Source organism: Gryllotalpicola koreensis, assembly GCF_039538185.1.
Classification (GTDB): domain Bacteria; phylum Actinomycetota; class Actinomycetes; order Actinomycetales; family Microbacteriaceae; genus Gryllotalpicola; species Gryllotalpicola koreensis.
Window position 1 is genome coordinate 341,256 of the sequence record NZ_BAABBW010000003.1, and the last position, 12,478, is coordinate 353,733.

The following is a 12,478-nucleotide window of genomic DNA, read 5'->3' on the forward strand; positions in this document are numbered from 1 at the left end:
GGGCTCTCGGGTGAAAACTGTGCCGTGATGCCACTCTGAGCCAGGAATCCGACCTCAGATCGAAGAAAATGGCGTGAAGATCGCGGATTCTTGACGTAAGGTCAAGCCATGGCACAGGGCAATGTCGACCTGGTGACCGTCGGTCGCCGCATCCGTCACTTCCGCACCGCGCGCGGGCTCACCCTCGACCAGCTCGGCGTGAAGGTCGAGGCCGCGCCGAGCCAGCTCTCGCTCGTCGAGAACGGGCGGCGCGAGCCGAAGCTGTCCCTGCTGCGCGCGCTCGCCGCGGCGCTCGAGGTCGAGCTCCCTGAGCTGCTCGCCGACGAGGCGCCCGACCCGCGCAGCGCGCTCGAGATCGAGCTGACACGCGCGCAGGCATCCCCCCTCTACGCCTCGACGGGCCTGCCCGTCGTGCGGCCGACGCGCGGCACGCCGACCGAGGTGCTCGAGGCGCTCGTCGGCATGCACCGCGAACTCGCGCGGCGCACCCGCGAGCAGATCGCGACGCCCGAGCAGGCGAGGCGGGCCAACACGGAGCAGCGCGAGTGGATGCGCGCCCGTGACAACTACCTGCCCGACATCGAGCAGGAGGCCGAAGAGCGGGTGCGCGCGACCGGGCACACGCAGGGTGCCCTGACCCACCGCGAGGTCGCGCTGATGGCCGAGCAGCTCGGGTTCGAGCTGCTCTACGTCGACGACCTGCCGCGCTCGACCCGGTCGATCACCGACCTCGCGCACGGGCGCATCTTCCTTCCGCCGGCCTCGATCCCGGGCGGCCACGGGCTCAGGTCGATGGCGCTGCAGGCGATCGCGCACCGGGTGCTCGGGCACGAGGCCCCGGGGGATTACGCGACGTTCCTCAAGCAGCGGCTCGAGATCAACTACTTCGCGGCGGCGTGCCTGATGCCGCGCTCGGCCGCCGTCGCCTATCTGCAGGCGGCCAAGAAGCGCCGCGAGCTCGCGGTGGACGACTTCCGCGACGCGTTCGGCACGACGCACGAGTCCGCGGCGATGCGCCTCACGAATCTCGCGACCGCGCACCTCGACCTCAAGGTGCATTTCCTGCGGGTGGGCTACGACGGGGCGATCTACCGCGTGTACGAGAACGACGGGCTGCCACTGCCCGCCGATGTCACGGGGGCGGTCGAGGGGCAGTTCGCGTGCCGGAAATTCGGGGCGCGCGCCGCGCTGTCGTCGAGCCAGCACACGACGACGCTCGCCCAGTACACGGACACCCCGAACGGCACCTTCTGGTGCGAGACGCAGGTCGGCTCAGGGGACGACGGGCGGTTCTCGATCACCTTCGGGGTGCCGTTCGACGATGCGAAGTGGTTCCGAGGGCGCGAGACGACGCTGCGGGCGCAGTCGACGTGCCCCGACCCGCGGTGCTGTCAGAACCCGCCGGCCGAGCTCGAGGAGCGCTGGCACAGGGCGGCCTGGCCGTCGGCGCGGGCGCACGCGCACATCCTCTCGCCGCTGCCCTCGGGGAACTTCCCCGGCGTCGACGACGCCGAGCTCTACGAGTTCCTCGAGCGCCACTCGGCCGCCGCCGACTGACGGCGCCTCAACTGCGCCAGACGGTCACCGCTGCGCGTTGCCGCGCGCCGTGCGATGCAGGGCTGACCGTTCGGCGCAGTTGAGACGGATGCCTCGGCCTACCACTTCTCGGGGAGGTGCTCCGCCGAGATGCGGCGGATCGTCCCGCTCGCGGAGCGCAGCACGATCGACTCCGTGCGGATCACATAGGGCGTGCGCTCGACCCCGCGCAAGAGGTCGCCGCCCGTGACGCCGGTCGCGACGAAGTAGGTGTTGTCGCCGGCGACCAGGTCGTCGAGCCCGAGGATGCGGGTGAGATCGTGCCCGGCATCCGTCGCCTTCTTCGCCTCCGCCGCGTCGCGGGGCGCGAGCCGTCCCTGCAGGACCCCGCCGAGCGCCTTGATCGCGCACGCCGTGATGATGCCCTCTGGCGTGCCGCCGATGCCGAGGCACAGGTCGATGGAGGAGCCGCGGTAGGCGGCGTTGATGCCGCCGTAGATGTCGCCGTCGGAGAGCAGGCGCGTGCCGGCCCCCGCGGTGCGGATCTCGTCGATGAGCCCCTCGTGGCGCGGCCGGTCGAGCACCGCGACGCGGATGTCGCTGACCGGCTTCTTCAGCGCCCGCGCCAGTTCGTGGAGGTTGTCGCCGACCGACTGGCCGAGGTCCACGACGCCGCGCGCCTCGGGGCCTGCGGCGAGCTTGTCCATGTAGAACACGGCGCTCGGGTCGTACATCGAGCCGCGGTCGCTGACCGCGATGACGCTCAGCGCACCGGGGCGGCCGGTGGCGGTGAGCGAGGTGCCGTCGATCGGGTCGACCGCGATGTCGCAGGCCGGCCCGTCGCCCGTGCCGACGCGCTCGCCGTTGAACAGCATCGGGGCGTGGTCCTTCTCGCCCTCGCCGATGACGACGGTTCCGTCGAAGGCGACCGTGCCGAGGAAGGCGCGCATGGCGTCGACCGCGGCGCCGTCGGCGTCCTCCTTGCGACCGCGACCCACCCAGCCGGAGGAGCCGATGGCGGCGGCCTCTGTGGCACGCACGAGCTCCATCGCGAGGTTGCGATCGGGGCTGAGCACGTGGCCGTCGCGGGTGGCTTCGGATTCGGTCAAAAGGGTCATGTCTTCGAAGCTATGGCGCATCGCGGGGCGGGTTCCCGAACAAGCCGCCGAAAGAAACCGGGTTCTTGCCGATGCGCGAAGTCAACCGGCATGTCCAGTGGTCGCGTATGGCCCGTTCTTCGCCAAGAAGCGGGCCATACGCGACCAAGCAGGGGGCCATTCGCGACCACACCTCACGTGAGGTTCGCGACCGAGCCCGCAGCGCGCCCGTTATGAAACTGGCAGCAAGGTGTACTTCGTCGAGAGGTACTCGTGGATGCCCTCGAAGCCGCCCTCGCGGCCGATGCCCGACTGCTTGACGCCGCCGAACGGCGCCGCCGCGTTCGAGATGACACCGACGTTGAGGCCCATCATGCCGGTCTCGAGGCGGTCGATCATGCGGTGGCCGCGCGCGAGGTCCTCCGTGAAGACGTAGGAGACGAGCCCGAACTCAGTGTCGTTCGCGAGCCGCACGGCGTCATCCTCGGTCGAGAACGTCGCGATGGCGAGCACCGGCCCGAAGATCTCCTGCTTGAGGATCTCGCTTCCGGGGACCACGCCGGTGATGACCGTCGGCTCGAAGAAGGTTCCTGGACCGTCGAGGCGGTGGCCGCCCGTCGTGACGGTGGCGCCCCTGGCCGCGGCATCCGTCACCAGCTCGGATGCCTTGGCGACCGCGTCCTCGTCGATGAGCGGCCCGATCGCGACGCCGTCCTCGGTGCCCCGGCCGATCTTCATCGCCGCGACGCGCTCGGTGACGCGCCGGGCGAACTCGTCGGCGACCGACTCATGCACGATGAACCGGTTGGCCGCGGTGCACGCCTCGCCGATGTTGCGGAACTTGGCGGCCATGGCGCCGTCGAGGGCCTTGTCGAGGTCGGCGTCCTCGAAGACGACGAAGGGGGCGTTACCGCCGAGCTCCATCGAGACGCGCAGCACGCCCTCTGCGGCCTGCGCGATGAGCTTGCGGCCCACCTCGGTCGAGCCCGTGAACGACAGCTTGCGCAGCCGCGGGTCGGCGATGATCGGCGCGGCCACCTTCGACGACGACGACGAGGTGACGACGTTCACGACGCCGTCGGGCAGGCCGGCCTCGACGAGCAGCTGCGTGAACAGGATCGTCGTGAGCGGCGTCAGCTGCGCCGGCTTTACGACGACGGTGCACCCGGCGGCCAGGGCCGGCGCGATCTTGCGTGTCGCCATCGCGAGCGGGAAGTTCCACGGCGTGATGAAGAACGACGGCCCGACGGGTCGCTGCGAGACGATCATGCGGCCGGTGCCCTCGGGGTTGAGCCCGTAGCGCCCGGAGATGCGCACGGCCTCCTCCGAGAACCAGCGCAGGAACTCGCCGCCGTACGTCACCTCGCCGAGCGCCTCGGCGTAGGGCTTGCCCATCTCGAGCGTCATGACGAGGGCGAGGTCCTCCTTGCGCTCCTGCACGAGCTCCCACGCGCGGCGCAGGATCTCGCTGCGCTTCCGCGGCGCCGTGGCGGCCCACGCGTCCTGCGCGGCGACGGCGGCATCGAGGGCGCGGATGCCGTCCTCCGGTGTCGCGTCGGCGATGGTGTGGATCACCTCGCCCGTCGCGGGGTCGCGCACGTCGAAGGTCGCGCCGCCTGCGGCATCCACCCACTCCCCGCTGATGAACAGGCGGTTCTCGACCGAGCCGAGCAGCGCGCTCTCACGCTCATTCATGTGTCAGTTCCTCTTCTCGATGAAATCCTGGGCCAGCTTCTCCGACGCCCGTGCGACGATCGCGACGTCGGCGCCGACCAATACGAATGATGCCCCGGATGCCGCATAGTCACGCGCGGCGACCGGGTCGAACGCGTTCACGCCGACCGGCTTGCCGGCGGCGGCGACACCCGCGAAGGCGCGCTTCACGGCGGCGACGACCTCAGGGTGCGTCTGCTGCCCGATGAGCCCCATCGACGCGGCGAGGTCGCTCGGGCCGATGAACACCCCGTCGATACCGGGCACGGATGCCAGCGCCTGGGCGTTCTCGACGCCCTCCGGCGTCTCGATCTGCACGATGACCGACACGTGATCGGCCCCATTCTGCAGGTAGTCCGGCACGCGGTTCCAGCGCGCCGAGCGGGCGAGGGCACTGCCGACGCCGCGGATGCCGGCGGGCGGGTACTGCGCCGCGCGCGCGGCGCCCTCGGCCTCGGCGACGGTCGACACCATCGGCACCATGATCGTCTGCGCGCCGAGGTCGAGCACTTGCTTGATGATCACGGGGTCGTTGCTGGGCACCCGCACGATCGCGGTGGCCTCGTAGCCGGATGCCGCGTAGAGCTGCGCGAGCACGGATTCGAGGCCGTTCGGCGCGTGCTCCATGTCGATCATCAGCCAGTCGAGGCCGCTGCCGGCCATGATCTCGGCCATGACGGGGGAGCCGGAGCACACCCAGCCGCCGAACAGCGTGCGGTCACGGGCGGGGTCGGCGAGTCTCGCGCCGAGGGTGGGCTTCAGCTGAAGCGGCATTCGATCACTCCCATCGGACCGTAGTCGGCGCGCACCTGGTCGCCCGCCGCCACCCACATCGGGCGCGTGAAGGAGCCCGCGAGGATGATCTCGCCGGCCTCCAGTCGGTCGCCGTGCTGGTGGAATTTGTTGGCGAGCCACGCGACGCCGGTCGCGGGGTGCCCGAGCACGCCCGCGGCGACCCCGGTCTCCTCGATCTCGCCGTTGCGGCTGAGCACGCCGGGCACCCAGCGCAGGTCGATCTCGTCGGGGCGCTTGTGCACCTCGCCGAGCACCATGGCGCCGTAGGCGGCGTTGTCGCTGATCGTGTCGACGATCGTGCGGCCCTCGAGCTCGATGTGCGAGTTCAGCACCTCGAGCGCCGGCACCGCGTAGTCGATCGCCGCGAGGGCGTCGTCGAGGGTGCAGTCGGGGCCTTCGAGGGGTCGCGCCAGCACGAAGGCCAGCTCGACCTCGATGCGCACGTTCGAGAACGCCGCGCTGTCGATCACCGCCCCCGACCGGTACACCGTGTCGTCGAACATGACCCCGTAGTCGGGCTCGGTGATGCCCGTGGCCTGCTGCATCGCCTTCGAGGTGAGGCCGATCTTCCGCCCGACGAGCCGTCGGCCGGCGGCGAGCTGCGCGTCGCGCCACACGCCCTGGATGCGGTACGAGTCCTCGATCGTCGCCTCCGGGAACCGGGCCGTGATGCGCGGGATCACCCCGTGCTCCCGGTCGGCCTCGGCGAGCTCGCCGGCCAGCTGCGCGATGACCTGGTCGGGAAGGCTGCCCCCCTGCGTAGCTCCTCCGTCGCTCAAAGCTGGTGCCCCAGCTTGTACTCAGCTGCGCCTTCGAAGCGCCGCGCTGCGGCGCTCATAGCTGGTGTCCCAGCTTGTATTCGCCCATCTTCCAGCTCGGCAGGCTCGAGGCATCCGTCTCGTCCTTCGTGTACGAGAAGCCGTCGGCGCCGATCGTGACCGCCATCTCGCTCGCGTCGGTGCGGGCGACGACGGGCTGCGGCTTGCCGTCGAGATCGAGCACGAGGGATGCCTCGGTGTACCAGCTCGGCACGACCGGGTTGCCCCACCAGTCGCGGCGCTGGTTGTCGTGCACGTCCCACGTGATGACGGGGTTGTCGGGGTCGCCGGTGTAGTAGTCCTGCGTGTAGATCTCGACGCGGTGGCCGTCGGGGTCGCGCAGGTAGAGGTAGAACGCGTTCGAGACGCCGTGCCGGCCCGGGCCGCGCTCGATGGCGTCGCTGCGGCGCAGGGCGCCGAGCTTGTCGCAGATCGCGAGGATGTTGTGCTTCTCGTGCGTCGCGAACGCCACGTGGTGCATGCGCGGGCCGTCGCCGCCGGTCGCCGCCGTGTCGTGCACGGTCGGCTTGCGGCGCATCCAGGCGGCGTAGACGACGCCGTCCTCGTCCTGGATGTCCTCGGTGACGCGGAATCCGAGGTCCTGGTAGTGGCGCACCGCGCGCGGCACGTCGGGGGTGACCTGGTTGAAGTGGTCGAGGCGCACGAGCTCGCCCGGCGTCTGCAGGTCGTAGCGCCACGACAGCCGCTCGACGTGCTCGGTCTGGTAGAAGAACTCGTAGGGGAAGCCGAGCGGGTCCTCGACGCGCACCGAGTCGCCGATGCCCTTCGTGAAGCCCTCAGGGCGGCGCTCGACGCGGCAGCCGAGCTCGGTGTAGAAGGCGACGGCCTTGTCGAGGTCGCCTGGCGTGCGCACGCGGTACGAGAACGCCGCGACGGCGGCCACCGGGCCCTTCCGCAGCACGAGGTTGTGGTGGATGAACTCCTCGGTCGAGCGCAGGTAGATCGCCTCGTCGTCCTCCTCCGTCACGTGCAGGCCGAGCACGTCGACGTAGAACTCGCGGCTCGCGGCGAGGTCGGTGACGACCAGGTCCATGTACGCGCAGCGCAGGATGTCGGGCGCCGGGTTCGTTGGGGTGGGCAGCGCGTTCGCGGCCTCGATCGGGGCTTCCTTGGTGATGTAGAAGCCTGAGGAGGACTTGATGCGGGGTTCGGTCATGGTTGACGTCCTTGTCGAAGGGATAAAGGGTTTCGATACGCGGCTGCGCCGCTACTCAACCGCCGGAAGGCGGGGCGGGGCGGCGGGCTACTGCTTGCCGAAGCTCGGGTTGTGGACCTCGCCGAGCGTGATGTGCACCGCCTGCTGGTCGGTGTAGAAGTCGATCGAGCGGTAGCCGCCCTCGTGCCCGAGGCCCGAGGCCTTGACGCCGCCGAACGGGGTGCGCAGATCGCGCACATTGTTCGAGTTGAGCCACACCATGCCCGCCTCGACCGCCTGGGCGAAGTTGTGGGCGCGCTTGAGGTCGTTCGTCCAGATGTAGGCGGCGAGGCCGTACTTCGTGTTGTTCGCGAGGGCGAGCGCCTCCTCGTCGGTGTCGAACGGGGTGATCGCGACGACGGGGCCGAAGATCTCCTCCTGGAAGATGCGGGCGTCGGGGGCGACGTCGGCGAACACCGTCGGGGCCACGAAGTTGCCCTCGGGGAAGCCCTCGGGTCGGCCGCCGCCGGCGACGAGACGACCTTCCGACTTGCCGAGCTCGACGTAGCTCATGACCTTCTCATAGTGCTCGGGGTGCACGAGCGCCCCCACCTCGGTGTCCTTCTCGTGGGGGAATCCGACCTTCACGCGCTTCGCCTGCTCTGCGTAACGCGAGACGAACTCGTCGTACACCTCGCGCTGCACGAGAATGCGCGAGCCCGCGGTGCAGCGCTCGCCGTTCAGCGAGAACACGCCGAAGATCGTCGCGTCGATCGCGGCGTCGAGGTCGGCGTCGGCGAAGACCACGGCGGGGGACTTGCCGCCGAGCTCCATCGACAGGCCCTTGAGGTAGGGGGCGGCGTTGCCGAAGATGATCTGCCCGGTGCGGCTCTCGCCCGTGAAGGAGATGAGCGGGACATCCGGATGCTTCACCAGCGCGTCGCCCGCGTCCTCGCCGAGCCCGTTGACGAGGTTGAAGACGCCCTGCGGCAGCCCCGCCTCTTCGAAGATGCCGGGCCACAGCGAGGCGGAGAGCGGCGTGAACTCGGCCGGCTTCAGCACGACCGTGTTGCCGGTCGCGAGCGCGGGGCCGAGCTTCCACGACTCGAGCATGAAGGGCGTGTTCCACGGCGTGATGAGGCCGGCGACGCCGATCGGCTTGCGGTTCACGTAGTTGATCTGGCGGCCGGGCACCTTGAAGGTGTCGTCGGCCTGGGCGACGATCAGGTCTGCGAAGAAGCGGAAGTTCTCGGCGGCGCGGCGGGCCTGGCCGAGGGCCTGCGTGATCGGCAGGCCGGAGTCGTAGGACTCGAGCTCGGCGAGCTGCTGGTCGCGCGACTCGACGATGTCGGCGATGCGGTGCAGCACGCGGCTGCGCTCGCGCGGCAGCAGCTTCGGCCACGGCCCTTCCGTGAAGGCACGGCGCGCGGCGGCGACGGCGCGCTCGACGTCGGCTTTCTTGCCGGCCGCGGCCCGGATGTAGGTCTCGTTCGTGACCGGGTCGAGCACGTCGAAGGTGTCGCCGTCGAGCGAGTCGACGAAGGCGCCGTCGATGTAGTGGCGGATGGCGTCGGGAAGGCCGGCGGGAACCGGTGCGACCCGGGTGGCGGTGTCGGTCATGGGTTTCTCTTCCTTGAGGTGGTCTCGTCGTGATGGCGCGCGGCCAGGTAGGCGTTCATCGTGCGCCAGCGGTGGTTGCGGGCGGCGAGCTCGATCTCGAGCGGGTCCGCGCCCGCGCGGATGAGCGCGATGATCTCGGTGTGCTCGGCGACGGATTCCCGTGAGCGGTCGGGCACGTAGCTGAAGGTCGAGTCCCGCAGCCCCGACAGCCGGTTCCAGCCGCGGTGCACGAGATCGAGGATGTGGGGGTTCGTGCAGCGCTCGAAGAGCACGGCGTGGAACTCCTGGTTGAGCTGGGTGAAGCGATGCGCATCGAAGTGGTCGAGCAGCGCGATCATGCGCGCGTTGACCGCCTCGGCGCGCGTCAGCTCGTCTTCGGTGAGCAGGGGAGCCGCGAGCCCCGTGGCCGCGCCTTCGACGACGCCGAGGGTCTGCATCGCGTAGACGTACTCGGCCTCGTCGACGAGCGCGACGCGGGCGCCGACATTGTGCTCGAAGGTCACGAGGCCCTCCGCCTCGAGGCGGCGGATCGCCTCGCGCACCGGAACGACGCTCATGTCGAGCTCGCCCGCGATGTCGCCGAGCACGAGACGGTAGCCCGGCCCGAACTCGCGGCCGGCGATGCGGTCCCGGATCCACTCGTAGGCGCGGGTGGACTTGCTGACGTGGGGCTGCACGTCGGTCATCCGTTGGCCGCCTTGCTCGCCTCATAGCGTGCGCGCCACTCGGCGTTCATCGGGAACAGCCCGTCGACGGCGGCGCCTGCTCTGACCTGCTCGGCCACCCAGGCATCCTCGTCCTCCTGAGCGAGGGCGGCATCGGCGACTTCTTCCGCCAGTGCGGGCGGGATCACCACGACGCCGTCATCGTCGCCGACGATCACATCGCCGGGTTGAACGGATGCCCCGCCGCACGCGATCGTGAGATCGGTGTCCCACGGCACGTGCTTGCGGCCGAGCACCGCGGGGTGGGGGCCTTGGCTGAAGACGGGCAGCCCCAGCTCGGCGACGGTCGCGAAGTCGCGCACGCCGCCGTCGGTGACGACGCCGGCCGCGCCGCGCACGAGCGCTCGCAGCGCCAGCACGTCGCCGACCGTGCCCGAGCCGCGCTCGCCGCGGGCCTCGATCACGATGACCTCGCCCTCGTTCACGGTGTCGAAGGCGCGCTTCTGGGCGTTGAACCCGCCGCCGAACTCCGTGAAGAGGTCGGGGCGCGCCGGGATGAACCGCAGCGTCTTCGCGACGCCCACGAGCTTGGTGCCGGGCTTCGCGGGGTGCACACCGTCGATCGAGACCGCGTCGAGCCCGCGCTTGCGCAGCTGCTGCGAGATCCCGGCGACGGGTGCTTTGAGGAGCTTTTCGCGGAGGGAAAGGGGGAGCGCCGGGGATGCCGGCGCTGGGGCGGTCTCCGGCCTCGCGAGCACAGCTCGCTCGGGGGCCGGCGCGCGCCGACCCACTGGGTCGGCGCTGTTCAGCGGCCGGCCCCAGGCTTCTTCCCGTTGCAGCTCGTCGATCGAGGGCAGCGAGCCGAGCGCCGGGTCGAAGTCGCCGCGGCCCTCGGCGACGTGCGACACGAGGCGACCGCTCGTCGGAGCACCGGGAGCGGTCGGGGCATCCACCTCGACCTCGATCACGTCCCCGGGAACCGCCACGCTCGACCCGGCGGGCGTACCCGTGAGGATCACGTCGCCCGCCTCGAGCGTCAGGTGCTGCGACAGATCGGCGATGATCTGCGCGAACGGGAAGATGAGGCCGGCCGTCGTGTCGTTCTGCACGAGCTCACCGTTCTTCCACGTGCGCACGCGCAGGGCGGCCGGGTCGACGAGTCGCGCGTCGATCAGCTCGGGCCCGAGCGGCGTGTAGCCGTCGCGACCCTTGTTGCGCACGTTCGAGCCCTTGTCGTTGCCGCGCAGGTCGTAGAGGCCCCAGTCGTTGGAGGCGGTGACGAAGGCGACGTGCGCCCAGGCATCCGTCTCGCTCACCCAGCGCGCAGCGCTGCCGATGATCAGCGCGACCTCGCCCTCGAAGGCGAGCAACTCGGTGCCCGTGGGCCGCTCGACGGTATCGCCGGTCGCGGCCAGCGAGCTCAGAGGCTTGAAGAAGTACGACGGATGCGTCGGCCGGCGCCCGCGCTGTGCCGCGCGCGACTCGTAGCTGAGGTGCACGGCGATGATCTTGCCGGGGGCGGTCTCGAGGGGACCGAGTGTCGTCATGGCGTCGCTGCCTTCCGTTCGTATTCGAAATCGTATATGTTCCGAGAGCGGCCTGCAACGGTCGCTTCGCACAGGCATCAGGACAAAGGAGTACGGATGTCATCTCTCGACGGGCACCTCACGCCCTCCGGCACGCTGACCCTCACGACGGATCGCCGCCGCCTCGCGATCGCCACCATCATCGGCACCTCGGTCGAGTGGTACGACTTCTTCACCTACGCGGCCGCGGCGGGCCTCGTGTTCGGAAAGCTGTTCTTCGAGCCGGCGGGACCGGCGGTCGCGACGATCCTCGCGTTCACGACGGTCGGCATCAGCTTCCTGTTCCGTCCGCTCGGCGCGTTCCTCGCCGGGCACTTCGGCGACAAGATCGGCCGGCGCCCCATGCTCATGCTGACGCTCGTGCTGATGGGGGTCGGCACGACGCTGATCGGCCTCATTCCCGGCTACGACACCATCGGCGTCTCGGCCCCGATCATCCTGATCTTCCTGCGCATCGTGCAAGGCGTTTCCGCCGGCGGCGAGTGGGGTGGCGCCGTGCTGATGGCCGTCGAGCACGCGCCGCGCGACCGCCGCGGCGTGTTCGGTGCGATGCCACAGATCGGCGTGCCGATCGGCCTGCTGCTCTCGAGCGGCGTGCTCGCCGTCATGAGCGCGATCTTCCCCGGCGACAGCTTCTACGGCTGGGGCTGGCGCATCCCGTTCCTGCTGAGCTTCCTGCTGATCATCGTGGGCTACTGGGTGCGCCGCCGCATCGAGGAGAGCCCCGTGTTCGTCGAGCTCGCCGCCCGCGACGACCAGCCCCGCGTGCCCGTCGCCCGCCTGTTCGCCCGCTTCACCCCGCTCGTCCTGCTCGCCGCACTCGTGTTCGCCGGCGACAACGGTGTCGGCTACATGACCACCGGCGGCTTCGTGCAGAACTATGCGACGAACCCCGACGGCGCGGTGCGCCTCGACCGCGGCCCCGTGCTGTGGATCGTCGCGCTCTCGGGCGCCGTCTGGCTGGTCTCGGCGTTCTTCGCCGGGTGGCTCACCGACCGCATCGGCCGGCGCACCGTCTACCTCATCGGCTGGGTGATCCAGGCAGCAGCCGTGATCGCCCTGTTCCCGCTCGTGAACCTCGCCTCGCTCGCCGGGCTCACGATCGGACTCGTGTTCCTCTCGCTCGCCCTCGGCTTCACCTACGGGCCGCAGGCCGCCTGGTACGTCGAGCTGTTCCCGGCGTCGATCCGCTACTCGGGCATCTCGATCTCGTACGCGATCGGGGCGATCCTCGGCGGGGCGTTCGCGCCCCTGATCGCGCAAGCGCTGCTGCAGGCGACCGGGTCGACCATGGCGATCACGTGGTACCTGCTGCTGCTCACAGCCGTCGCGTTCGTCGCGACGCTGCTGCTGCGCGAGCGCAAGGGCATCAACCTGAGCCCCGCGAACGAGGCCGAGCAGGAACAGGGCATCTACCAGTGGCAAAAGCCTGCGGTGCAGGCCGGGGTCAAGTGACCCGTCGAGTACGGAGTTGTTGCGCGAAAGACACGCG

Annotated in this window: 10 protein-coding genes; 2 read left to right on the forward strand and 8 right to left on the reverse strand. The window is 70.2% G+C overall.

The window, feature by feature from the left end:
* The first annotated feature begins 108 nt into the window (after positions 1-108).
* Positions 109-1,557, forward strand: a complete 1,449-nt coding sequence (locus ABD708_RS10160) for a helix-turn-helix transcriptional regulator (protein WP_344753987.1) — start codon at positions 109-111, stop codon at positions 1,555-1,557.
* Positions 1,558-1,655: 98 nt separating this feature from the next.
* Here ABD708_RS10160 and glpX read toward each other — a convergent pair whose 3' ends face one another.
* The 8 genes from glpX to ABD708_RS10200 form a co-directional block, all read right to left on the reverse strand.
* Entirely contained in the window at positions 1,656-2,654 is a 999-nt protein-coding gene (gene glpX / locus ABD708_RS10165) for a class II fructose-bisphosphatase (protein ID WP_344753989.1), read from the reverse strand.
* 210 nt (positions 2,655-2,864) lie between these two features.
* Positions 2,865-4,328, reverse strand: coding sequence for an NAD-dependent succinate-semialdehyde dehydrogenase (locus ABD708_RS10170; protein WP_344753991.1), 1,464 nt, complete (start codon positions 4,326-4,328; stop codon positions 2,865-2,867).
* A gap of 3 nt (positions 4,329-4,331) precedes the next feature.
* Positions 4,332-5,120 carry an HpcH/HpaI aldolase family protein gene (locus ABD708_RS10175; RefSeq protein ID WP_344753993.1) on the reverse strand — a complete coding sequence of 263 codons (789 nt, stop codon included), beginning with the start codon at positions 5,118-5,120 and terminating at the stop codon, positions 4,332-4,334.
* A complete protein-coding gene (locus ABD708_RS10180; protein ID WP_344753995.1) occupies positions 5,105-5,920 on the reverse strand; it encodes a 2-keto-4-pentenoate hydratase in 816 nt (271 codons plus the stop codon). Before ABD708_RS10180 ends, ABD708_RS10175 begins: the two co-directional genes overlap by 16 nt.
* 55 nt (positions 5,921-5,975) lie before the next feature.
* Complete coding sequence (hpaD, locus tag ABD708_RS10185) at positions 5,976-7,136, reverse strand: 3,4-dihydroxyphenylacetate 2,3-dioxygenase (protein WP_344753997.1); 1,161 nt, start codon at positions 7,134-7,136, stop codon at positions 5,976-5,978.
* A gap of 87 nt (positions 7,137-7,223) precedes the next feature.
* Positions 7,224-8,735: a 5-carboxymethyl-2-hydroxymuconate semialdehyde dehydrogenase gene (hpaE, locus tag ABD708_RS10190; RefSeq protein ID WP_344753999.1), complete on the reverse strand. Its 1,512-nt coding sequence runs from the start codon at positions 8,733-8,735 to the stop codon at positions 7,224-7,226.
* Positions 8,732-9,421: a GntR family transcriptional regulator gene (locus ABD708_RS10195; protein WP_344754001.1), complete on the reverse strand. Its 690-nt coding sequence runs from the start codon at positions 9,419-9,421 to the stop codon at positions 8,732-8,734. The genes hpaE and ABD708_RS10195 overlap by 4 nt, the downstream gene beginning before the upstream one ends.
* Positions 9,418-10,947 carry a fumarylacetoacetate hydrolase family protein gene (locus ABD708_RS10200; RefSeq protein ID WP_344754003.1) on the reverse strand — a complete coding sequence of 510 codons (1,530 nt, stop codon included), beginning with the start codon at positions 10,945-10,947 and terminating at the stop codon, positions 9,418-9,420. Before ABD708_RS10200 ends, ABD708_RS10195 begins: the two co-directional genes overlap by 4 nt.
* Before the next feature lie 96 nt (positions 10,948-11,043).
* Between ABD708_RS10200 and ABD708_RS10205 the strand changes: the two genes are divergently transcribed.
* Complete coding sequence (locus ABD708_RS10205; protein WP_344754005.1) at positions 11,044-12,441, forward strand: MFS transporter; 1,398 nt, start codon at positions 11,044-11,046, stop codon at positions 12,439-12,441.
* The last annotated feature ends 37 nt before the right edge of the window (positions 12,442-12,478 follow it).